General features: G+C 66.7%; 23 protein-coding genes and 1 riboswitch. Of the genes, 15 read left to right on the plus strand and 8 right to left on the minus strand.

Annotated elements, in window-relative coordinates:
• Window positions 1-4 precede the first annotated feature (4 nt).
• The gene (locus M1247_RS12295; RefSeq protein ID WP_317156587.1) at window positions 5-787 is read left to right on the plus strand and encodes an exodeoxyribonuclease III; all 783 of its coding nucleotides are present in this window, start codon (window positions 5-7) and stop codon (window positions 785-787) included.
• A 183-nt stretch (window positions 788-970) separates the two neighbouring features.
• Window positions 971-1,903 (plus strand): MPT63 family protein, encoded by a 933-nt coding sequence (locus tag M1247_RS12300; protein WP_317156588.1) that lies wholly within the window; start codon window positions 971-973, stop codon window positions 1,901-1,903.
• A 29-nt stretch (window positions 1,904-1,932) separates the two neighbouring features.
• On the opposite strand, the gene M1247_RS12305 is transcribed toward M1247_RS12300, so the two are convergent.
• Both M1247_RS12305 and M1247_RS12310 read right to left on the minus strand, forming a co-directional pair.
• The gene (locus M1247_RS12305) at window positions 1,933-2,664 is read right to left on the minus strand and encodes a hypothetical protein (protein WP_317156589.1); all 732 of its coding nucleotides are present in this window, start codon (window positions 2,662-2,664) and stop codon (window positions 1,933-1,935) included.
• 87 nt (window positions 2,665-2,751) lie between these two features.
• Entirely contained in the window at window positions 2,752-4,509 is a 1,758-nt protein-coding gene (locus M1247_RS12310; RefSeq protein ID WP_317156590.1) for an MFS transporter, read from the minus strand.
• Between the two features lie 165 nt (window positions 4,510-4,674).
• Window positions 4,675-4,784: riboswitch (TPP riboswitch) on the plus strand.
• On the opposite strand from M1247_RS12310, the gene thiC reads away from it, so the two are divergent.
• The 8 genes from thiC to M1247_RS12350 all read left to right on the plus strand — a co-directional run bounded on the left by thiC (window position 4,774) and on the right by M1247_RS12350 (window position 12,008).
• Window positions 4,774-6,381, plus strand: coding sequence for a phosphomethylpyrimidine synthase ThiC (gene thiC, locus M1247_RS12315; RefSeq protein WP_317156591.1), 1,608 nt, complete (start codon window positions 4,774-4,776; stop codon window positions 6,379-6,381). (Overlaps the previous riboswitch by 11 nt.)
• Entirely contained in the window at window positions 6,378-7,214 is an 837-nt protein-coding gene (thiD, locus tag M1247_RS12320) for a bifunctional hydroxymethylpyrimidine kinase/phosphomethylpyrimidine kinase (RefSeq protein ID WP_317156592.1), read from the plus strand. Before thiC ends, thiD begins: the two co-directional genes overlap by 4 nt.
• Window positions 7,211-7,828: an alpha/beta hydrolase family protein gene (locus tag M1247_RS12325; protein WP_317156593.1), complete on the plus strand. Its 618-nt coding sequence runs from the start codon at window positions 7,211-7,213 to the stop codon at window positions 7,826-7,828. Before thiD ends, M1247_RS12325 begins: the two co-directional genes overlap by 4 nt.
• A 34-nt stretch (window positions 7,829-7,862) precedes the next feature.
• Complete coding sequence (locus tag M1247_RS12330; RefSeq protein WP_317156594.1) at window positions 7,863-8,423, plus strand: septum formation family protein; 561 nt, start codon at window positions 7,863-7,865, stop codon at window positions 8,421-8,423.
• Between the two features lie 46 nt (window positions 8,424-8,469).
• Window positions 8,470-9,846, plus strand: coding sequence for a cytochrome P450 (locus M1247_RS12335; RefSeq protein ID WP_317156595.1), 1,377 nt, complete (start codon window positions 8,470-8,472; stop codon window positions 9,844-9,846).
• Window positions 9,843-10,112 carry a DUF3303 domain-containing protein gene (locus M1247_RS12340; protein ID WP_317156596.1) on the plus strand — a complete coding sequence of 90 codons (270 nt, stop codon included), beginning with the start codon at window positions 9,843-9,845 and terminating at the stop codon, window positions 10,110-10,112. Before M1247_RS12335 ends, M1247_RS12340 begins: the two co-directional genes overlap by 4 nt.
• A 126-nt stretch (window positions 10,113-10,238) precedes the next feature.
• Window positions 10,239-11,723, plus strand: a complete 1,485-nt coding sequence (locus tag M1247_RS12345; RefSeq protein WP_317156597.1) for a flavin-containing monooxygenase — start codon at window positions 10,239-10,241, stop codon at window positions 11,721-11,723.
• Window positions 11,724-11,738: 15 nt separating this feature from the next.
• Window positions 11,739-12,008, plus strand: a complete 270-nt coding sequence (locus tag M1247_RS12350) for a DoxX-related protein (RefSeq protein WP_317156598.1) — start codon at window positions 11,739-11,741, stop codon at window positions 12,006-12,008.
• On the opposite strand, the gene M1247_RS12355 is transcribed toward M1247_RS12350, so the two are convergent.
• A complete protein-coding gene (locus tag M1247_RS12355; RefSeq protein ID WP_317156599.1) occupies window positions 11,975-13,237 on the minus strand; it encodes a TetR/AcrR family transcriptional regulator in 1,263 nt (420 codons plus the stop codon). The two genes, M1247_RS12350 and M1247_RS12355, sit on opposite strands and share 34 nt — an antisense overlap.
• A 97-nt stretch (window positions 13,238-13,334) precedes the next feature.
• On the opposite strand from M1247_RS12355, the gene M1247_RS12360 reads away from it, so the two are divergent.
• The 4 genes from M1247_RS12360 to M1247_RS12375 all read left to right on the plus strand — a co-directional run bounded on the left by M1247_RS12360 (window position 13,335) and on the right by M1247_RS12375 (window position 15,849).
• Window positions 13,335-13,559 (plus strand): hypothetical protein, encoded by a 225-nt coding sequence (locus tag M1247_RS12360; protein ID WP_317156600.1) that lies wholly within the window; start codon window positions 13,335-13,337, stop codon window positions 13,557-13,559.
• 10 nt (window positions 13,560-13,569) lie between these two features.
• Window positions 13,570-13,893 carry a hypothetical protein gene (locus tag M1247_RS12365; RefSeq protein ID WP_317156601.1) on the plus strand — a complete coding sequence of 108 codons (324 nt, stop codon included), beginning with the start codon at window positions 13,570-13,572 and terminating at the stop codon, window positions 13,891-13,893.
• 14 nt (window positions 13,894-13,907) lie between these two features.
• On the plus strand, window positions 13,908-15,131 hold the full coding sequence (locus M1247_RS12370; protein ID WP_317156602.1) for an APC family permease: 1,224 nt from the start codon (window positions 13,908-13,910) through the stop codon (window positions 15,129-15,131).
• A 94-nt stretch (window positions 15,132-15,225) separates the two neighbouring features.
• Complete coding sequence (locus tag M1247_RS12375) at window positions 15,226-15,849, plus strand: TetR family transcriptional regulator (protein ID WP_317156603.1); 624 nt, start codon at window positions 15,226-15,228, stop codon at window positions 15,847-15,849.
• On the opposite strand, the gene M1247_RS12380 is transcribed toward M1247_RS12375, so the two are convergent.
• From M1247_RS12380 to M1247_RS12400, 5 genes are all read right to left on the minus strand, one after another.
• On the minus strand, window positions 15,805-16,830 hold the full coding sequence (locus M1247_RS12380) for an NAD(P)/FAD-dependent oxidoreductase (protein ID WP_317156604.1): 1,026 nt from the start codon (window positions 16,828-16,830) through the stop codon (window positions 15,805-15,807). The genes M1247_RS12375 and M1247_RS12380 overlap by 45 nt on opposite strands.
• Window positions 16,827-17,336: an isoprenylcysteine carboxyl methyltransferase family protein gene (locus tag M1247_RS12385; RefSeq protein ID WP_317156605.1), complete on the minus strand. Its 510-nt coding sequence runs from the start codon at window positions 17,334-17,336 to the stop codon at window positions 16,827-16,829. Before M1247_RS12385 ends, M1247_RS12380 begins: the two co-directional genes overlap by 4 nt.
• Complete coding sequence (locus M1247_RS12390) at window positions 17,336-18,403, minus strand: type III polyketide synthase (RefSeq protein WP_317156606.1); 1,068 nt, start codon at window positions 18,401-18,403, stop codon at window positions 17,336-17,338. Before M1247_RS12390 ends, M1247_RS12385 begins: the two co-directional genes overlap by 1 nt.
• 77 nt (window positions 18,404-18,480) lie before the next feature.
• Entirely contained in the window at window positions 18,481-19,923 is a 1,443-nt protein-coding gene (locus tag M1247_RS12395) for a M28 family metallopeptidase (protein WP_317156607.1), read from the minus strand.
• Entirely contained in the window at window positions 19,920-21,428 is a 1,509-nt protein-coding gene (locus M1247_RS12400; protein WP_317156608.1) for a M28 family metallopeptidase, read from the minus strand. Before M1247_RS12400 ends, M1247_RS12395 begins: the two co-directional genes overlap by 4 nt.
• Window positions 21,429-21,770: 342 nt before the next feature.
• Here M1247_RS12400 and M1247_RS12405 point away from each other — a divergent pair, with 342 nt between their 5' ends.
• Window positions 21,771-22,466, plus strand: a complete 696-nt coding sequence (locus tag M1247_RS12405) for a slipin family protein (RefSeq protein WP_317156609.1) — start codon at window positions 21,771-21,773, stop codon at window positions 22,464-22,466.
• Window positions 22,467-22,491: the final 25 nt, after the last annotated feature.

The following is a 22,491-nucleotide window of genomic DNA, read 5'->3' on the forward strand; positions in this document are numbered from 1 at the left end:
GCCCATGCGCCTGGCCACCTGGAACGTCAACTCGATCCGTGCCCGCGTCGACCGGGTCACCGACTGGTTGGCCCGTGCGGACGTGGATGTGCTGGCGATGCAGGAGACCAAGTGTTCCGACGAGCAGTTTCCGACGATGCCGTTCGCCGCCCTCGGCTACGAGGTGGTCCACCACGGGCTCGGCCAGTGGAACGGGGTGGCGATCGCCTCGCGGGTCGGTCTCGATGACGTGCAGATCGGTTTCGACGGCCAGCCCGTCTGGGACACCGCCTCGGAGGCGCGGGCCCTTGCCGCGACCTGCGGCGGGGTGAGGGTATGGAGCCTGTACGTCCCCAACGGACGCACCGTCGATTCGCCCCACTACGTATACAAGCTGGAATGGCTTGCAGCGCTGCGGGATAACGCGCACAAATGGTTGACCGCCGAACCGCATGCCCAGGTGGCGCTGGTCGGCGACTGGAACATCGCGCCCACCGATGAGGATGTGTGGGACGTCGACTTCTTCGTCGGTTCCACCCATGTCACCGGGCCGGAACGGGCCGCGTTCAACGCCATCGTCGACACTCAATTCACCGATGTGGTGCGGCCTTTCACCCCGGGCCCGGGGGTCTACACCTACTGGGATTACACGCGGCTACGGTTCCCGAAACGGCAGGGCATGCGGATCGACTTCATCCTGGGCTCCCCCGCGCTGGCCCAACGGGTGACCCATGCCGAGATCGTCCGCGAAGAACGTAAAGGCAAGAGCCCGAGCGATCACGCCCCGGTGCTCGTCGAACTGACCTGAGCGAGGCCGGATCGTGTCGCCAGATCAGCGTAATGGCTGCTACGGCCCCGACAAATCGACCATTTCGTCACTCTCACGGATGTAGAAAACGGTTACGTACGATCGTTACGGCTGCTAACTTCGCTCACAGTGAGCACCCAGTTCGGGGGAGCCGTCACAGGACGACTAGGGAGTGAATTGCCCATGAACATATCCAGATTGACCGCCGTGTTCGCCGCCGGTGTTGCCGTGGCGGGAGCAGCAGGCACGATCGGCGCGGCGACCGCTTTCGCCGAAGCCGACGCCGGTGCCGCTCCCACGAGCCCGATCGGCAGCCAGGCCAAACTCGCCGACGGCAACGTCGTCCAGGCCTGGACGATCAACGACCTCAAGCCCAGCACCGACACCATCCCCTACCGCGTCCAGGGCACGCTCTGGGAGGCCACGGCCACCGACGAAGCCCTCGAGGGCTCGGCCACCCCCATCGTCTCCAACCTCAATGCCCGTGCCGCCGACGGTCAGAACTACCGAGTGCTGTTCCAGGTCGCCACGCCCCAGGGCGTCAACCCCGCCACCCTGGCCCAGGGCCAGAAGACCACCGGCAAGGTCTATTTCGACGTCACCGGCGAGAAGCCGACAAGTGTCGTCTACAGCACCGGCGATCAGGACCTGCTGACCTGGGTGGAGTCGGCGGCACCCGCACCGCGCCAGGTCCCCGCCCGCCAGGCGCCTGCGCGCACCGCACCCGCACCCGCTGTGACCGCCCCGGCTCCGGTCGCCACTCCCGCACCGGCGGCCAACATTCCCGCGCCGGCGGCGAACGCTCCGGTACCGGTGGGCGCGGGCGCAGGTACCCGCGCCACCGACCTCCCGGCCGGCCAGGGTGCGCCGCTGCCGACAGGTAGCCAGGGCACTCCCCTGCCTGCTGATGCTCCCGTCCCGGTGGGCGCCGAAGCCGCACCTGCACCCGGCGGCAGCCAGGGCACTCCGGTTCCCGCGGGCGTCGAGGCCGCCCCAGCGCCTGGCGCACCCGCCCCGGCTCCCGCCGCCCCACCCGCGGGCAGCGAGGCCCCGCTCACCGCTGGGGGCATCCCGACGCTCGTTCCCGCAGCCAACCCGGGAACACCGACTCCCTGACGATCGCACTTCTTTTGCGCTGGTGGGAGTTACGAATGTGCCGACCACCACGCGTAGAGCTGGGGGAAGGTCGGCCCCTGCGCGCCGGCGCGGGCCTCACCCATCATCAGCCGGGCTTCGTCGGTCCACGCGACCACCGGCCGATTCTGCTGAAGACCGCAGAACAGGGTGCCGCTGACCTGTTTCGGTGTCGCGTTACGACGCCATGGTCCGGGTGACTGGATCCGTCCGGGGCATTCGACAGTGGTGGACGCCTTGACCACCTCGTTGAAAACCGTAGTGAGCGCGGCCTTGTCGGCGACCAGGGTGTAGGTCGCCATCGGTGGTCCGTTCGGATCGGTGTTCGCCCCGCACGACACCTTGGCCAGCGCTGCGTCCGGCGTTCCGGCAGGCGAACAGCTGTCGATCCGGTAGCCGGCCGGGACCATGCCCGACAGTCGTTCCTGTGCCTCAGCGGCAGCGGTGCTGGATTCCGTTGCGTTGGAACCAGCCTCATTGGGGTTGCCCGGAGCCGGCCACAGCAGCCAGGCGACCAGAACGACGACGGCCACCACAACCACCGCTCCGGCAAGGATCAGGGGGCGACGGCGCCGCGGCGTGCCGGACGTGCTGCGCGGCAACACCCCTGCATGGCCACCACGCCGGACACCGTCGAGCTCGAACAACTGGTCCCACATCGGCGGTGGTGAGCCGCCCGACTCGCCCGGTTCAGGGATCTCCGGCCCGGAAGATCCCGAATCGGGTGGCGGGGATGTACTCAATGCCAACACCTCCGATAGAACCTGACTACCGCCTAGGCAAATGGTAGTGCGCGGAGCGTTACCGGTGGCCGTGCTGAGACAGATGCGTCAGCGCTCGTTGTCGGCACCCACGTCAGTGCCGTAGCGACCGGCGTTGAACAGCGACGCTACCGCGCCCAGCAGCATCATCACCGCGGCTGCGATGAACACCACCATCAGGCCCGTATGAAACGGTCCGGTGATCAGCTGCGGGAAGAACTCCTGCCCGGTGAGCACGTCGGCATTGACACCCGGCTGCTGCAGCGCATGCGAGGGGGCCAGCAGCTCGGCGATCGGGTTGTAGCCCAGGAATGCCGCGAACAGGCTGCCGACCGGAGGAAGTTGTGCGACGTCGTGTGCCACCGCCGCCGAAACGCCTTGCTGTTCAAGGCCTGCGCTCATCGCGGTGGGCAGCGTTCCGGCCAGACCGATGATCATCAGCGAGAAGAAGATGCCGATCGACAACGAGGATCCGGCGTTGAAGAACGTGGCCCGGATGCCCGAGGCGGCGCCGCGTTCGGCCGCAGGTACCGAGGACATGATCGAGGCGGTGTTCGGCGCCGTGAAGATGCCGCCACCCAGCCCGTTGAGGAAGACCAACGCCGCGAACAGCCAGTAGTCGAAGTTGACCGGGATCATCACCAGCGCCACGAAAGTCACGCCCATCAGCAGCATGCCGCCCACGGTGAACGGTCGCGCGCCGTACCGGTCCGACAGGGTCCCGGCCAGCGGACCCGACACCAGGAACCCGATGGTCATCGGCAGCATGTAGATACCGGCCCACAGCGGGGTGGATTCGAAGCTGTAGCCGTGCAAGGGAAGCCAGATGCCCTGCAACCAGATGATCAGCATGAACTGCAGCCCGCCGCGACCCACCGAGGACATCAATCCGGCCAGGTTGCCCATGCCGAACGCGGTGATCCGGAACAGGCGGATGTTCATCATCGGATGCTCGACCCGAAGTTCGATCACGCAGAACACCACCAACAGCAGCAGCCCGGCCACGATCGACCCCAGCACCCACGGATTGGTCCACCCGGTGCTGGCATCGCCGTAGGGCTGGATGCCGTAGGTGATGCCGATCAGCAGCACGGTCAGCCCGACGCCGAAGGTGAATGTCCCGGCCCAGTCCAGCCGGCCGGGACTGCGCACGCCGAGTTCTTTCAGCGATCGGTAACTCCAGATGGTGCCCAGGATGCCGACCGGTACGCCGACCCAGAAAATGGCCCGCCAGTCCCATTCCGAGAGCACCCCGCCGATGAGCAGGCCGAGAAAGGACCCGGCGACGGCGGCGACCATGTTGACTCCCAGCGCCATGCCGCGCTGGTTGGCCGGGAAGGCGTCGGTGAGGATCGCCGACGACGAGGCCATCAGCATGGCGCCGCCGACACCTTGGACCACGCGCCATGCGATGAGCCACACCGCGCCTCCACCGAGGTGGAACGGGTCAACCGACAACGCGACCGCGGCCACGGTGAACACGACAAACCCGAGGTTGTAGATCCGCACCCGGCCGTACATGTCGCCGAGGCGGCCGAACAACACCACCAGAACCGCGGTGACCACCAGGTAGCCCATCAGCATCCACAGGAGGTAACTGACGTTGCCCGGAGCCAGCGGATTCAGTCCGATCCCCCGGAAGATGGCGGGCAGCGAGATCAGCACGATCGATGCGTTGATGGTGGCCAGCAACGTGCCCAACGTCGTGTTGGACAGCACCACCCACTTGTAGAAGGGATGGTCGTGATCCATCCGCTTGCGCCGCACGGCAGTCTCGACCGCCGCCGGATCGCCCCCGGATTTCGTCGCCTCGAAGTCAGTCGTCATGCGCGCTTTCGCCTAGCAGAAAATCGGGCCGCAACCGGCCGTATGCCAAAACACATATATTAGCTATACAAAGTTTCAACGGCAATTCGAACCGATTCGACCTGACGTCCAAACCGGCGTTGCCTGGACCCTCGACGGAGTCCTGCGCTAGGTTGGGGGCTGCCAAATCAAATACGCGGGAGCGCACACCGAGCGCGCTGAGAGGACGGGTAGGCCCGTCGACCGTACGAACCTGACCGGGTAATGCCGGCGTAGGGAGACGAAATGTCTGATGTTGTTGTGCATCCGTCCGTGACCACAGGTCCGATCACCGGGAGCACGAAGGTCTACCGAGATCTCGACGGGATGCGGGTGCCGTTCCGCCGGGTGAATCTGACCAATGGCGAGCACCTCGACCTGTACGACACCTCCGGGCCATACACCGATGCCGATGCGGTGATCGACCTCAACGCGGGCCTGCCACCGCGACCGGGTGTGGTGGCAGACCGCGGCACGCAACTGCAGCGGGCCAGGGCCGGGGAGATCACCGCCGAGATGGCGTATATCGCTGAACGCGAACGTGTTTCGCCGGAGCTGGTGCGCGATGAGGTGGCCCGCGGCCGCGCGGTCATCCCGGCGAACCACAACCATCCGGAGAGCGAGCCGATGATCATCGGCAAGGCGTTCGCGGTGAAAGTCAATGCCAACATCGGCAATTCGGCGGTCAGCTCGTCGATCGCCGAGGAGGTCGACAAGATGGTGTGGGCCACCCGATGGGGCGCCGACACCATCATGGACCTGTCCACCGGCAAGGACATCCACCTCACCCGCGAGTGGATCCTGCGCAACTCCCCCGCGCCGGTCGGCACAGTGCCGATCTACCAGGCGCTGGAGAAGGTGAACGGCGACCCCACCAAGCTGACCTGGGAAATGTACCGCGACACCGTCATCGAGCAGTGTGAGCAGGGCGTCGACTACATGACGGTGCACGCCGGGGTGCTGCTGCGCTACATCCCGCTCACCGTCCACCGGGTCACCGGCATCGTCAGCCGGGGCGGCTCGATCATGGCGGCCTGGTGCCTGGCACACCACACAGAGTCGTTCCTGTACACCAATTTTGACGAGCTCTGCGAGATCCTGGCGCGCTATGACGTGACCTTCTCCCTCGGCGACGGACTGCGGCCAGGGTCCATCGCCGACGCCAACGACGAGGCCCAGTTCGCCGAGCTGCGCACCCTGGGCGAACTCACGAAGATCGCCAAATCCCATGGGGTCCAGGTGATGATCGAAGGGCCGGGACACGTCCCGATGCACAAGATCGTGGAGAACGTGCGGCTGGAAGAGGAGTGGTGTGAGGAAGCACCGTTCTACACCCTCGGGCCACTGGCGACCGACATCGCCCCGGCGTATGACCACATCACCTCGGCGATCGGCGCGGCGATCATCGCCCAGGCAGGCACCGCGATGCTGTGTTACGTCACCCCCAAAGAACACCTCGGCCTGCCCGACCGGAAAGACGTCAAGGACGGCGTGATCGCGTACAAGATCGCTGCGCACGCAGCCGATCTCGCCAAGGGACATCCGCACGCCCAGTTGCGTGACAACGCGTTGTCCAAGGCGCGCTTCGAGTTCCGCTGGCACGACCAGTTCGCATTGTCGCTGGATCCGGACACCGCCCGTGAATTCCACGACGAAACCCTGCCCGCCGAACCCGCCAAGACCGCCCACTTCTGCTCGATGTGCGGACCGAAGTTCTGCTCGATGCGCATCACCCAGGACATCCGCGATGCGTACCCGAACGGAGTGGCCGACGAGATCGAACGCGGCATGGCCGAGAAATCGCAGGAGTTCGCCGACCACGGCAATCGCGTCTATCTACCATTGTCGACGTGAACTACTTGCCGTTGACCCCCGTCGGGCAGACACCGCTGCGGGTGATGACCATCGCCGGCTCCGACTCCGGCGGCGGTGCGGGCATTCAGGCCGACCTGCGGACCTTCGCCATGCTGGGCCTGCACGGTTGCGTCGCGATGACCGCCGTGACCGTGCAGAACTCGGTCGGGGTCAAGGGTTTCCACGAGCTCCCACTGGACATCGTCTCGGATCAGATCTCCGCGGTGACCTCCGACATCGGCATCAACGCAGCCAAGACCGGCATGCTGGCCTCCTCGGACATCATCTCCACCATCGCCGAGACGTGGCGGGCCGAGGACCTCGCAGGCAATGTGCCGCTGGTCGTCGACCCGGTGTGCGCGTCGATGCACGGTGATCCGCTGCTGCATCCGAGCGCACTGGACGCGCTGCGCACCGAGCTGTTTCCGTTGGCCACGCTGGTCACTCCCAACCTCGACGAGGTACGCCTGCTCACCGGCATCGACGTCGTCGACGCGGAATCCCAGCGTGACGCGGCGCGGGCACTGCACGCGCTGGGTCCGCAGTGGGCGCTGGTCAAGGGCGGGCACCTGCGGTCGTCGTCCGCGAGTCCCGACGTCCTCTTCGACGGGAGCGATTTCCACGAGTTCGCCGCACCCCGCGTGGACACCGGCAACGACCACGGGGCCGGCGACACCCTCGCCGCTGCCACGGCATGTGCGCTGGCACATGGTTTTTCGGTGCCGGAAGCGGTCGAGTTCGGGAAAAACTGGGTCACCGAATGTATCCGCGCCTCCTATCCACTGGGGCACGGCCACGGTCCCGTCTCGGCACTGTTCAGACTGCACTCATGAGCGTCGAGGCCATCGCGGGCGTCGCTCACGAACCCCAGGGCACCCCGCAGGGCGTCGTGGTCCTGACGCACGGGGCGGGTGGCAGCCGCGAATCGCCACTGCTGGTCAGGATTTGCGATGAATGGGCGCGCCGCGGCTGGCTCGCCGTGCGCTACAACCTGCCCTATCGCCGACGCCGCCCGAAGGGCCCGCCGTCGGGATCGGCCAAGACGGACCAGGCAGGAATCGTCGAGGCCGTCGAGTTGGCCCGCACGCTCGGCCCCGGCCCGGTGATCGCCGGCGGGCACTCGTACGGCGGGCGGATGACCTCGATGGCTCTGGCCGAGAAGCTGGCCACTGTCGACGTGCTGACCCTGTTCTCCTATCCGTTGCACCCGCCGGGCAAGCCCGAGCGGGCCCGCACCGAGCATCTTCCCGAGATCGCGGTGCCGACGGTGTTCACCCATGGCACGGCCGATCCGTTCGGCACCATGGACGAGTTGAGGGCTGCCGCGGCGCTGGTCGGCGGCCGCACCGAGGTGGTCGAGATCACCGGGGCACGACACGATCTGGGCTCGAAGACGTTGGATGTGCCGACGCTCGCCGTCGATGCGGCGCTACGGCTGCGGGGCTGACGGCCGCAGGTTCGTCTCCAGATATCGTCGGGGTATGACGATGCCGCCGGGTCCCCCGCCACCGCCGTACGGCCCACCACCGGACCCGCGCTATCCACCGCCTCCGCCGCTCCCGTACCCGATGCAGCCCGGCGAGGTCCCCGGGCACGCGAAGAAGTCCGGAGTGCTGAAATGGGTGCTCGTCGTGGCGGCCGTGGTCGGCGTGATCGTCATCGCCGCCGGCGCTGCGGTCTACTTTCTGATGGACCGCGACTCGACACAGGCCACCAACGTCACGACGGGTGACTGCCTCGCGGACATCCCCGATTCCAGCCGGGTGCTGACGGTCAAAACCGTGGCGTGCGATACGCCGCACAAGGGCGAGGTCTTCGCTGTGCTCCCCATGCCCGACGGTGATTTCCCCGGTGACACCGCGGTCCTCAAGTACACCGACAAGTGCGCGCCTGCGCTGGCCCAATATGCGCCGCAGGCGACCAACGATCCGAATCTCACCCTGTTCGTCCTGTATCCGACCGCGGATTCCTGGGAAAAGGGCGACCGGACGGTGACGTGCGTCGCGACCAGTGAACAACCCCGCACCGGGAAACTGGGGTAGCGCACTACGCTAAGTTTCGCGACCCCGCCGGGCACACACTCGATCCATGGTCGAGATCGACAGTCGCGCCCCCACGACGCTGCCGCTGGCGCCCCGCAATCCGCTGCCGTACCGCCAACAGATCACCTGCCTGCGGTCCTATATCGAGGGCTTTCAGCACCTGCTCGACGCCGGCGGTCCCGTCAGCCGCGTCGTACTGGGACCCCGCTGGCTGCTGCCACCGATTGTCCTGATCGCTTCGCCCCAGGGCGCTCGTGATGTGTTGAGCCGGCCCGACGCGGTCGCCGACCGCGGCAACACCACGGCAATGGTCGAGTTGCGCCGGCTCATGGGTGGCAATCTGCTCGACCTGCCGCATGACCGGTGGCTGCCCCGCCGGCGCACGCTGCAGCCGATGTTCACCAAACAGCATGTGCCCCGCTTCGCCGGACACATGGCTGAGGCTGCCGAATCCCTTGCCGACGGCTGGATCGACGGGCATACCATCGATCTCGATACCGACTGCCGGGCACTCACACTGCGAGCACTCGGTCGTTCCGTGCTCGGTCTCGACTTGGACGAACGCGCAGACGACGTCGGTCCGGCATTACGCACCGCGCTGTCGTGGGTCGCCGATCGCGCGGTGCGTCCCATCAACCTTCCGCAATGGTTCCCCACCGGCGGCCAGCGGCGCGCCCGCGCCGCCAACGCCCGCCTGCACCGGCTGGCAGCCGAGATTCTCGCGTCGGCCCGACGTGATCCCGATCGGGACGCACCGCTGGTACGTGCGCTCATCGATGCCCGTGACCCCGAGACCGGTGGCCGGCTCAATGACGACGAAATCTGCCACGAACTGGTGCTGTTCATGCTCGCCGGGCATGACACCACGTCGACCACACTCTGTTACTCGCTCTGGGCACTCGGCCACCACCCCGATATCCAGGCAGCGGTCCACGCCGAGGTGGCCTCGCTCGGATCCCGGACTCTCACCCCCGAGGACGTACCGCTTCTGGAGTGCACCATTCGGGTCCTGCATGAAGCCCTGCGGCTGTGTCCGCCCGGCGCAGGAACCATGCGCACGTTGAACGAGGAGATGACGATCGACGGCTACCGCGCCGAGGCCGGGACGCTGGCGGCGGTCAGCTTCTACGCCATGCACCGCGATCCGGCGCTGTGGGATGACCCGCTGACCTTCGACCCCGAGCGGTTCACCCCGGAGCGCTCGGCGGGCAGAAACCGTTGGCAATACCTGCCGTTCGGTGGTGGGCCTCGGTCCTGCGTGGGCGATCACTTCGCGATGCTGGAGGCGACGCTTGCGTTGGCCACGATTGTGCGTGCGGTCCACATCGAATCGATCGATGACGATTTCCCGGTGGAGACACCGTTCACCGTGGTCGCCGCGGCGCCGATCCCGGCCCGTATCACCAGAAGGAGAACACCATGAAGTTCATCGTGCACTGGACCCAGTCCCAGACCAATTACCGCGACGCCATCGACCGGTTCAAGAAGAACGGCGCCCAGATGCCCGACGGCGTGACGATGTTGGGACGCTGGTGGGGCATGAACGGGCAGGGCTTCGCGGTCGTCGAGACCGATAACGCCAAGGCCATGTTCGAGTCGGTTGCTGAGTGGGGCGAATTCCTGACGATGGACGTCACGCCGGCAGTCGAGGACACCGAAGCCGGCGAGGTGCTCGCCAAGCTGTTCTGAGCTGGACTCCCACGTAAGTAACGCAGTGGCGAAATCCGGGCGCCGATTTCCGCCATGGCGTTACTCGCGTGAACGTCCAAACGCCCCCTCGACAAAGTACCCGGTACCTGCGGTACTGTCTGCTGCATGAGTCCAGGTGTGCACGACGCAGTCATCGTCGGGGCAGGATTCGCCGGCATCGGCGCGGCCATCCAGCTCAAGCGGATGGGCATCGAGGACTTCGTGATCGTCGAACGGGAGGATGATCTCGGCGGCACCTGGTACGTCAACCACTATCCGGGCCTGGCCGTCGACGTCCCCACCACCACCTACTCATACTTTTTTGAACCCAATCCGAACTGGTCGCGACTGTTCTCCACGGGCGCCGAGATCAAGCAGTACGCCGACGACGTGGCCGACAAATACGATGTGCGTCGCCACATCAGGTTCAACACCACCGTCGAGGGCGCCCGCTGGGACGAAGAAGAAAGCCGCTGGCAGATCGGGCTGACCGACGGGCAGACTCTCACCTCCCGATACCTGTTCACCGCCACGGGCTTCCTGTCCCAACCGCGCACTCCCGACATCCCCGGGATCGCCGACTTTGCCGGAACGGTCATTCACACCACCGACTGGGACGACAGTCACAAACTCGACGGCGAACGGGTGGCGATCATCGGCACCGGCGCCACGGCCGTGCAGCTCATCCCGGAGTTGGCCAGGCGCGTCGCCGACCTGACCGTCTATCAGCGCACCCCGATCTGGGTGGTGCCCAAGATCGACCTGAGGTTCTCCGAACGGGCCAGGACATTGTTCGCCCGGATTCCGCTGACGCAGCGGGTGATCCGCGCCGTCACCGACGGCATCTACGCCTTCATGGTCGACACCGCGGTGCTCAAGCACCGGTACTTTCGCCGGTTGAACATCGCCGCGGCCGATCTGGCCAAGTTGCATCGGTTCGCCTCGATCCGCGACCCGGAGCTCCGCCGCAAGCTCACCCCCGACTACGACTTCGGTTGCAAGCGGCCGACATTCTCCAACGGCTACTACCGCACGTTCACCAGACCGCACGTGCACCTGCAGGCCGACGGCATCGAGGTGATCGAACCGGATGGCATCGTCAACGCCGACGGCACCAAGACGGTCATCGACACTCTGGTGCTGGCCACCGGGTTCGATCTGTGGGAGGCCAACTTCCCCGCCATCGAGGTGATCGGCCGGGACGGTCGAAACCTCGGGAAGTGGTGGCGTGACACGAGGTTCCAGGCCTACCAGGGTGTTTCGATGCCGCACTTCCCGAACTACCTGAGCCTGGCCAGCCCGTACGCGTTCCTCGGGCTGAACTTCTTCAACACCATGGAATACCAGATGCACCTGATGGACCGGCTGTTCGGCGAGGTGAAGCGCCGGGGCGCCACCACCTTCGAGGTCACCGAGGAAGCCAACACGCGGTACCTGGACCGGATGACCACCGCGCTGGGTGATTCACTGTTCACCCTCGGCAACTGCGCTTCCGCACGGTCCTACTATTTCAACCCGAGCGGTGAGGCTACGCTGCTACGGCCGATGACGACCCGCCGGGCTGTCACGGAAGCTTCACGTTTCCCGTTGAGCGACTACATATTTGCCTGATCAGAGAGGGACCTGATGGAGAACAAGAAGAACTCGCCCGTGGCCAAGTTGGCCGGCCTGGGACTGGCCGGTGCCGGCCTCGCGCATTTCGCCAGCCCCCAGCTTTTCGAGTCGGTGACCAAGCCCGCGTTCCCGCGCAACACCCGTCAGCACATCTACACCAACGGCGGGATCGAGACGGCACTGGGTTTGGGGCTGGTCAGCCGCAAGACCCGCCGGGTGGCCGTCGTCGGGACCCTCGGCTACCTCGCCTACCTGGCCGGCAACGCCGTCCGCAACCGGTAACGGCCCAGCAGCGTCAGATCGACCATGGTGGCGACGACGACCCGGGCCTGCGTGGAGTTCTGGTATTCCATCAGCCGGCCCAGGTCGATCACCAGGGCCAGCGCAGCGTGAACGGCGAAACGTGCCTGTCCCGCGTTCCACTGCGGTCGCAGCGGCGTCACCAGATCGACCCAGGATTCGACGGCCGCCCGCTGCAGATCGCGCAGGATCTTCTGGTCGGCCTGCGCCATGTTGAGCCGTTCGGTGTAGTACACGTAGTCCAATTCCGGGCGGTCGAACGACCGGGCCACATACGCGTCGACCAGCGCCGCCAGCGCCTGCTCGGGATCATCGGCGGTGCGCAGCACCTCGGTCATATCGGCCGACAGCCGGTCGGCGGCGCGCCGGAATCCGGCGGCGAGGATGTCGGCCTTGCCGGAGAAGTACCGGTAGATGCCGGAGGCAGGCATGCCGACCGCGGCGGCGATATCTTCCATGGTGGTGTCGCGATAGCCGTTCTGATTGAACAGCCGCATCGACTCGGTCAGCAGCGCTTCATATTTGGGCACCGACACCGACGGGGCCGGCGGAGCGTCGGTGGCGTCGTCAGGACCGGGAAGGTCGGGCAACTCGGCGGTGAGCACAACGTCGACGACGTCGGCGAGCACCTCCCGGATCTGGCCGGCTGGCAGTTTGGCGCGGTGATCGACGATGCTGCCGAGCACACTGAGCACCGCCGTCGACAGCGTCCACCGCTCACGCGAGCCGAGCCCCGGCCGCAGCGCGGCGAGCGGCCGCTGAATCCGCCGGTGCACGGTCCGGACCTGGTGGTCGAGCTCGGTCTGATCGTCGCCACGCAGATAACGTGCCTCCCAGCGGTACAGGCCGCCCGCTTCCCGGTTGATCAGCGCCGTGTCGGTGAGGGCAGCCACCAGCCGGCGCAACTCCGACCGTGGGTCCACTTCGGCGTCGTCGCCCGCCTGGTCGACGAACGCAGTGCCATCGACGAGTTGCTGACCGAGGTTGAGTACCGCGTCACGGAACAACTCGTACTTGCTCGAATAGTGCCGATACAACGCGGCAGCAGAGATCCCGACGCGCGAGGCGATCGCCTCCATGCTGACGCCGTGGAATCCCAATGTGCTGAACGCCTCCGCGGACGCCCGCGCGATCTGGGCCTTGCGGTCCTTCGGCCGACGCCGCACGCCAGAGGCGCCGTTGTCGACTCGGCCCGGCGGGGTGCGCGCCATCTCGTCACCCTAAGCGGACACGCCAATCCGGTCAAAGCCGTCGAGCAGTGCAGAATGGCCATTAACATGATGCGCGTTGGGAACGGATGGGGGTCCCGTGCTTACCCGGTTGCGAAGATTGCTGGCTTACCGCGTCGCGGTCGGCGAGATGATCGTCGTCGCGGTCGTTCTGGGTACTCCGTATCTTCTGATCGGAGTCGTCTGGTCGAACACTCACACCGACCACCTACTCGACATGAACGCCCTCGATGCGGTGGTGTCCTTCCTCGGCGCCATCGTGTCCTGGCCGGTGCTGCTGTTCGCAGACGTCTGTATGACCTGAAGGGGAGCCAATGAGTTTTCGCGCTGTGTACCTGGGCATCGCCGGGGCGATCGTGCTGGCCGTCGGCCTCTATCTGCTCAGCATGCCGGTGTATCTGGACGATTTCGATCAGTACGGCATGCAGATCCCTTGTGGCACCGGCTTCTCGGCCCACATGGTGCAAGCTGCGGCCGCGGGCGACGAGTACGTCGACAAGTGCGGGTCGGCGCTGCTGACCCGCCGGCTCTGGACGATTCCGGTGGTGGTGCTCGGGGCGCTTGCCCTGGTTGCCGTGCTGGTCCGGGCCGCAACGACGTCGGCCCACGAATCGCTGATGCCGGGGCGCGACTCCTGAGCTAACATCCCGGAGTGACCACGCCGGACGGGCTTCAACGGCGTCTCGGCACTTTCGACGCGGTCACGATCGGCCTCGGGTCGATGATCGGTGCCGGCATCTTCGCAGCCTTGGCCCCGGCTGCCGCGGCAGCTGGTACCGGTCTGCTGATCGGCCTCGCGGTCGCCGCGGTCGTCGCATACTGCAACGCCACGTCGTCAGCCCGGCTCGCCGCGCGCTACCCGCAATCCGGCGGTACCTATGTCTACGGTCGCGAGCGGCTCGGCGAGTTCTGGGGCCATACCGCCGGATGGAGTTTCATCGTCGGCAAGACCGCCTCGTGCGCCGCGATGGCGTTGACGGTCGGCGTCTACCTGTGGCCGCAGTTCGCGCACGCCGTCGCAGTGGCCGCTGTGGTGGCACTCACCGTGGTCAACTACGCCGGAATCCAGAAGTCCGCCCTGCTGACCCGGGTCATCGTCGCCGTGGTGCTGGCGGTGCTGGCCGCGGTGGTGGTGATCGTCATCGGTTCCGGTAGCGCCGACGGCAGCCGGCTGGCACTGGGCGATGTGACGACCGGCGGCGTGCTGCAGGCGGCCGGATTGCTGTTCTTCGCATTCGCCGGCTACGCCCGCATCGCCACCCTGGGCGAGGAGGTCCGCGACCCGGCCCGCACCATCCCCCGCGCCATCCCCATCGCGCTGGGCATCACGTTGTGCGTCTACGCGGTTGTCGCGATTACGGTGCTGGCGGCACTGGGCGGCGCTGGACTGGCGGCCGCACCTGCTCCTCTGGTCAACGCCGTGGTGGCCGCAGGCGCCCCGCACTGGCAGCCGGTGGTCCGGATCGGGGCCGCGGTGGCCGCGCTCGGCTCACTGCTGGCCCTGATCCTCGGGGTGTCCCGTACGACGCTGGCGATGGCCCGTGACCGTCACCTGCCACACCTGCTCGCCGCCGTACACCCTCGGTTCGGCACCCCGCACCGAGCCGAAGTGGTCGTCGGAATCGTGGTGGCGGTGCTGGCCGCAGTGGTGGATCTGCGTGGGGCGATCGGCTTTTCGTCATTCGCGGTACTGCTGTACTACGCCATCGCCAATGCCTCGGCGTGGACGCTCGGTCGCCGGGTGATCCCGGCGACCGGTCTGGTGGGTTGCCTGGTGCTGGCGTTCGCGTTACCGCCGGCCTCGGTGACGGCCGGTGCGGCTGTGGTGGCAGTGGGCGCGCTGCTGTACGCGCTGCGGGCCACCCGCCGAGCGTGAGGCTCAGTCGGTCGCAGGTTTGCTGGAGCTTCTCGACGGCCCACTCTGGCGCTAACGTCCCATCCGGCGGGCACAGCTGTTAGGCTGCCACGCCATGGCCGAACCCGCCGTCGCTACCTCGACCAACGAGAGCCGACGCTCCGAAATGCTGCGTGCTGCAGCGGAGTTGATCGCCCAGCAGGGATTCGCTGAGACCAGAGTTGCTGATGTGGCAAAACGTGCGGGAATCAGCTCGGCACTGGTGATCTACTACTTCGGCACCCGAGAGCACCTGCTCATGTCGGCGCTGCGGCATTCGCAGCGACACCTCTACCGGGCGGCCGAACGCAAACTGGCGGACACCCCGGCACTGCGGGACCGGATATCGCTGCTGATCAGCTGGAACTGCACACCCACAGCCATCGACGGCCTGCGCTTCGAGATGTGGTCGCAGGCATACCGGCACGCCGAGGTCAACGCGGGCCGTCTGGAGATGCAGGCCGCCTGGCGTGAACTCATCGTCTCGGCCGTCGACGGCGCCGCCGATGTCACGGATCGGATCACCGACACCACCGTATTCGCGCGGCAATTCGCCGCGCTGCTGGACGGATTGTGGATCGCAGTGGCGTTGCAGGATCCCGACACCGACGCCACCCGCGCGCGTGAGGTCGCGATGCACTTCGCCGAACAAGAACTATTCGCCCAGCGCATTGACCACCCTGGAGAACAAGCCGGGTAACGCCGCCGACACCGGCGTGATGCATGTGCGCACCGGCCGGATTCCACTGCCGTGCAACAACGCCGCCGTCAGGAACCGATAACGACGCGTCATCGCACGCCACTGCCTGTCGTAGTCCGCTGGATCGTCGGCCACCACGCAATCCACCAGGAGTTCGGCCGCGCCGAACGCCAGGCCCATGCCCTCCCCGGTCAGGGCATCGATGTAGCCGGCGGCATCACCGACCAGCAGTACGCGGCCGGCCACCCGGTTTCGCACTTTCTGGTGCAATGGACCCGCGGCCCGGTCCGGACCGTGCGGCAGACCGTGTATCCGCTCGGCCAGCACCGGGAACTCTCCGAGGTGATTGTCGAAGCCGCCGCGGGTGGACTTGAGGATCGCCACCCCGACGCAATCCTCGCCGACCGGTGTCACGTATGCCTCGGTGTCATGGGCCCAGTACACCTCGACGCAGTCGGACCAGGGCGCGATCTGGATGTGCCGCCGGATCCCCCACCGGCGGCGCGGCCCGTCACCGCGTGACAAACCCAGCGATCGCCGTATCGGCGAGTGCAGACCGTCGGCCGCGGCGAGGTAACGTGCCCGAAACCCTGCCGCCTGCACCGACTCCGAATCCTGCGTCACCTCGCCGACATCGCCGTATACGACCCGTACCCCGGCCGCTGCCGCCGCGTCGGAGAGCGCGGCATGCAATACGGTCCGACGAACACCGCGGCCGGCCCCATCGGAGAACCGGGCCTCGGCCGTACGCCGACCGTCGAGGTAGCGGATGCCATAGAACGCCCGGTACGCCTGGTCTTCCATCTTGACGCCGAGCCGGTCGAGCTGCCGCACCGAATGCGGCATCAGCCCCTCGCCGCAGGCTTTGTCGATCGGGCCGCGCCGGTGTTCGACCACGACCACTTCGAGGCCCGCATGTGCCGCCCGCACTGCGGTGGCCAGCCCCGCCGGACCGCCTCCCGCGACGAGCAGATCAATCACGTCAAACTCTGCAGCGCATCGTTTTCCACCCGGATCCGGGTCCGCAGCAGGGCGGCATTTGCCACCGAGAAGACCAGCGCCGTGATCCAGGCGCCGCCCACCAATGGCAACGCGGCGCCTTCGGTCACCACCGCCACATAGTTCGGATGGGGCATCGCGCGGTACGGTCCGGCGACGACGCGCGCAGCCCCGGGGACAACCACCACCCGGGTGTTCCACTGCCGTCCCAGCGTGGAGATGCACCACCACCGCAGGCCCTGCGCCGACAGCACCACACCCAACATCGGCCAGCCGAGTCCCGGCCGGAAGCGGCGCTTCCGGGCCTCGAGCACCGCCCCCGCCAGCAACCCGGTGTGCAGCGCAACCATCACCGGATAGTGCTCCGCACCGAACTCCCTGCCGCCGTTGGCTTTACTCCATTCCAGGTTTCGATTGGACACCACCAGCTCGACCACCCGCTCGGCAGCGACGGCGGCGATCAGCGCCACATAACCTCTCACCCGCATCACCGCCACCGCAGCAGGACCAGCTCGGAGCAGAATCCGGGCCCCATCGCCATCAGCACACCTGGACTGCCCGGCGCAGGCCGCTTTCGGATGGTGTCGCGCAGTACGTGCAGCACTGACGACGACGACAGGTTGCCCACCTCGGCCAGCGACTGCCAGGTGAGGTCCAACGCGTCGGTGGGCAGGTCAAGCGTGTCGATGATGGCCTCGATCACCTTCGGGCCGCCCGGATGGCTCACCCAGGCTTCCACCTCGGGCACGGTGAGATCATGCGCCCCAAGGAAACCGGTGACATCATCGCCCAGGTAGCGGCCGACGAAACTCGGCACCTCGGCGCTCAGCACGATCTCGAAACCGCCGGTGCCGATGTCCCAACCCATAGCGTGCAGCGAGTCCGGGTAGAGGTGGCTGCGCGAATCCAACACGTCGGGCCCGGTGGGGTCGAGCTGCTGTGCCCGGTGTTCGCCAACCGCGACGACAGCGGCGGCCCCGTCACCGAACAGCGCACCGGCGACCAGCGTCGGCATGGACGGATTGTCTTTGCGGGTCAGTGAACACAGCTCGACCGAGACCAGCACCGCCACCTTGTCTGGAGCACCGCGAAGATAATCGTTGAGCCGGGCGATGCCCGCAGCACCCGCCACACAGCCCAGCCCGAAAATCGGTACGCGGCGCACGTCGGGCCGCAGACCGAGCCGGCCCGCGATGCGGGCATCCAGTGACGGTACGACCGCGCCGGTGACCGTGGTGGTGACGATCAGATCGACGTCCTCCGGACGCAGTCCGGCCTCATCGAGCGCACCGGACAGCGCTTCACAGCCAAGTTCAGTTGCGTGCTCGATGAATAGGTTGTTCGATTCACCGAAATCGATCAGCCTGGAATATTCCTCAAGGGGCCTTACCAGATACCTACTGTTCACTTTTGCGCTTTTGTGCAGCGCACGGACAATGTCCTCGACGCCCTCATATCCGGGCAGGTCAAGCAGGGCCTGGGTGACTTCGTCCTGCGTGTATCTATGGGGCGGCAGGACCCCGTGAACCCCGGCAATTGTGCTGTGACTGGACATTCCCGCGAGGTTAATTCCCATAACCGATCAACGGGGACCTACGTCGTCCGGTTCAATCACGAGTTGTGAATCAGGTCTCAGCCGCGTTGGCGTCGGTCGCTGGGCGGGACCCCGTTGGCGCCCTCGGTCGACAATGCGTAGGTGCCGACGGCGAATGCGACGGCAGGCCCCATCAGCGACAGTGCGTGCGGGTCGATGTTGTCGATCGTGTCCCGCACGGTGTGATAGTTGGGGTCGAATGCGGTCCCGGCCCGGCCTCCCCAGAGCCGGGCCTGTACCTGAGTTTTTCGCTGCACCGAGCCCGTGGTCGCGCCGCCGACGGGCACACCGGCGGCAAGAAACGCGGTGTAATCGGTGTGGCTGCCGATCGGTATGTCGGCCGGACGCACCCCGGCCAGGTTGAGATAGCCGGCCAGCGTGCGCTCGATGCCCGCCGAGCCCTCGGGTAGTGGTTTGGCGTCGGTGGCCTGCGCGGACTGGTCGCCGTCATAGGTGAAGTAGCCCGGGTTGGGTGATCCCAGCATGTCGAAGTTCAGATACAGGGCAATGTCGTCGAGCTGGTCGGGTGGCAGTCCGCGCACGTACTGCGTCGACCCTTCCAACCCGGTCTCCTCGGCACCCCAGAACGCGAACCGCACCGCGTTGTGCACCTGCGGTGAGCTACCGAGTTGCAGTGCGGTTTCCAGCACCGCAGACACGCCCGAACCGTTGTCGTTTATCCCGGGGCCACCGGCCACACTGTCCAGATGAGCACCCACCATCACCACGTCGGTGGTCGAGCCGGTCTTGGTCTGCGCAACCAGGTTCCGGGACTTCACCAGTTCTGATCTGCCGTCGAGGACCAGCTTGACGGGAGCCGACGTGCGCAGCAGCGCCGCATCCGTAGTTTTGTCGATGACGCCGACCGGGACGGTGAGCTGCCGATAGTAGCCGGGGGTAAACAGTCCGGCCGGGCTGGGCTGGGTGCTGCTCGCACTGACGACCAGCAGCCCCACCGCACCTTCTGCAAGCGCCGCGTTCTGTTTGACCACGACCGAACACCCGGTGTCATCGACCACCGCGATCGCGCCCGAGACGTTGACCGTGCCGTAATCCGCCGCGGTGCACCCTGCCGATTTGCGCGGCCGCAGGGTGGGCGCGTTGAGTCCGCCCGGCGCGGTGGCGAGCAACAGCGATGCCTGCTCGACCTTGTAGCGACGGCCACTCACCGTCAATCCGGGATCGCCACCCTGCATGGGTCCGAGCCGCTCAAATTCGGGAGTCTGCGCGTCGAACCCCTTATCCCGCAACAGTTGTGCCACATACTCGACGCTGGCGTCGTAGCCGGGTGTGCCCTGACCACGGTTACCGCCATTGGCGTCGGCGATCTCCTGAAACTTCCGCAGGTGCGCGAACATGCCGTCGACGGTGACTTTGGTCGCCAAATCGCGTGGCAAATCGGCAGATGGTGCTGGCGCCGACGACGAGCACCCCGCCACGGCGGCGGCCGCCAGGACCGCCGCCAGCCGTCGTAGTCTCACTGCGTGTCGACCGGGTGCCGGGTGCGGTCCGACCGGATCGGTATCCCGTTGCGGCCCCGCTGATCCTGTGCGTACAGCCCGACGGCGAAGGCGACGCCCGCACCGTGGACCTGCAGCGCGTCCTGGTCGACATGGTCCAGGGTGTCGGTCTTCTTGTGATAGTTCGGGTCGAACGGCTGGTCGGCCTCACCACCCCATTCCTGCTGCTCCTCTGCCGTCATCTTGTCCTCGGCGCCGGAGAACAGGCCGCCCGCGGGGACGCCGGCCATCGTGAATCCGTCGTAGTCCGATCGTCCGTCGAAGCTGGTGTCCTGCGGCATCTTTCCCGCATCGGCCAGATACGCGGCCAGAGTACGTTCAATGCCTGCCGAGCCCTCCGGCACGCGCGGGGCACCCCGCGGATCCGGCGGGGCGGACTGGTCTCCGTCGTACGTGAAGTAGCCTGGGTTCGGCGAGCCCAGCATGTCGAAGTTCAGGTACAGCGCAACGTCTTTGAGCTCATCTTCGTCGAGCGATTCGACGTAGTTGAACGAGCCGAGCAAACCCTCTTCCTCGGCACCCCAGAATCCGAAGCGCACGGCGTTCTTCACATCCGGCGAACTACCCAGCTGCAGTGCGGTTTCGAGCACCGCCGCCACGCCGGAGCCGTTGTCGTTGATACCCGGCCCCTCCGGCACGCTGTCCAGGTGGGCACCGACCATGACCACATCGGAGCTAGAGCCGGTCTTGGTTTGCGCGATGACGTTGCGGGTGCGCTCGATGCGGACACCGGCGTTGAGCTTGATGGTGGTCGGGCCCGGTTGGGCGCGCAGTCGTGCACCCTCGGCCTTGGTGATGCTGACGACCGGGATCTTCACCTGGGTATCGCGGCCCAAGGTGGCGCCCATCTCGTCGCCGTCGGTGTTGTTGGCGACGATCAACGCGACGGCGCCACGCTCGGCAGCCGCGGCCTGCTTGACCGAGAATGCGCAGGAACCCCGGTCCACCAGCACGACCGCGCCGGTGACCGGCAGGCCGTCATAATCTGCCGCGTCGCAGCCGGGCGAGTCCTCCACCTTGGCTGGTACCAGCGGGCCGGACACCCCTTCGGGTGCGGTACCGATGGTGAACTCCAACGGCTTGGCCGTCACAGCCTGGCCACCGACGGTGACCTGAGGGTCGTCGGCGAACGGCAACCGCACCTCGAACTCAGGGGTCTCCACGTCGAAGCCCTTATCACGCAAGGCACCGGCGACGAAGTCCACGCTGGCGTCAAAGCCGGAGGTGCCCAACGCACGGTTCCCGTCGTGAGCATCGGCGATCTCCTGCAGCTTTGTCAGATGCCCCATCATGGCGTCCACCGACACCCGCTGCGCCAAATCGTTGGCGAACTCCACCGCCGCAGGGGAGGCGTCCTGTGCCTGATCCTGGGCGGGGGTCTGGAGTTCCGATTTCGCATCACAGCCGGCCAGGGCCGCGGTCAGCGCGATCGCGCCAAGGACCGCCACCGTCGAAGTACGTCGCATTGCACCAACGGTAGCGTGTGCCCGCCCACGATCCGGCGATAAATCGGTTGCGTCACGCTTTGCTGCGATGGCATGGTTTGCCCGGCGTTATCGAGAGGCAGGCGGAGCGGGGTACCGCAACGTTTCTGCATGTTGCTCATGACACCGTGGCACCGGTACAGGGCGACCTGAGGTTCGAATCCTCTTCAACACCGACGATACCGTCGCCGGGGCACCCGCAGTCGGCGGCCCTGCGGCCCGAACCCGCCCGCACGGGGGTTCGAAGCCCCGCGGCTGATTGCGCCCGGTGGCGGTATCCCGCTGCCGCACAGACGAATACACAATCCGGAAGGAGGACACGCAATGAACGTGTTCACGTTCGATCGAATCACGATAGCCGCAGGCCAGTGCGCACTGGAATACCGCGACGGCACGCTGGCACGTGTCCTGCAGCCGGGGCGTCACCGGCTACCGGCCAAGGCCGTGGTGGTGCGCGTCGAGATGCGCGAGCAGGTGTTGACGCTGGCCCCGCAGGAGGTGCTGACCTCCGACGCGGTGTCGCTACGCGTCACCGTCGCGCTGCGACTGGCGGTGACCGATGCCGTGGCCTACGTGGAGGCGGCGGCCGACCCGCTGGCCGCGGTGTACCTGGCGGCGCAGATCGCGCTGCGCGACAACGTCGCCGGTGTGACCGCCGAGGAGGTCATGCAGCGCAGCACCCGCGTCGATGCCGCTGCGATCGCGGCGGCGGCGGGCGTGGCCGGTACCCGAACCGGTGTCGAGGTGTTGGAGGTGTACGTCAAGGATGTCCTCGTGCCAGCTGAAATCCGCACCGCGGCAATGCAGCTGGTGACCGCCAAGGCACGCGGTGCGGCGCAGCTCGAGGCCGCACGTGCCGAGACTGCGGCGCTGCGCGCGCTGGCCAATGCCGGCAAGCTGCTGGACGCGCACCCGGCGCTGGCTCAACTGCGGTTGATCCAGCATGTCCCGTATGGGTCGCGGGTGGTGTTGGCGGTCGGTGACAACGCGCCGACCGACGTGGCGTCTAACCCGGATTGACTCCTGGTCAGGCGCCACGCCTGCT

Origin of the sequence: Mycobacterium appelbergii (assembly GCF_032883035.1) — a bacterium.
GTDB lineage: Bacteria > Actinomycetota > Actinomycetes > Mycobacteriales > Mycobacteriaceae > Mycobacterium > Mycobacterium appelbergii.